The organism is Amycolatopsis jejuensis, assembly GCF_000717335.1.
Classification (GTDB): Bacteria; Actinomycetota; Actinomycetes; order Mycobacteriales; family Pseudonocardiaceae; genus Amycolatopsis; species Amycolatopsis jejuensis.
Window position 1 is genome coordinate 1 of record NZ_JNYZ01000118.1, and the last position, 296, is coordinate 296.

The window sequence follows — 296 nt, forward strand, 5'->3', positions numbered from 1 at the left end:
CAGCAGTCCGGGATCATCCTGGTCTCGACGATCGAGGACGGTCTGCGGGTGGTGGATGCGTATGCGGCGGAGCATTTGGAGGTCCAGACCGCGAACGCCCGGGAGGTCGCGGCGAAGGTGCGGAACGCGGGGGCGATTTTCGTGGGGGCGTTTGCGCCGGTGTCGCTGGGGGATTATTGCGCGGGGTCGAACCACGTGCTGCCCACGGGTGGGTTTGCGCGGCACTCGTCGGGGTTGTCGGTGCAGAGTTTCCTGAAGGGGATCCACGTCGTGGACTACAGCGAGGACGCCCTGCG

General features: G+C 66.9%; 1 protein-coding gene. It reads left to right on the forward strand.

Annotation, left to right across the window (positions count from 1 at the left end):
- Window positions 1-296, forward strand: a 296-nt coding sequence (locus tag OO71_RS46005; protein WP_033296447.1) for a histidinol dehydrogenase, incomplete at both ends; no start/stop codon positions are given.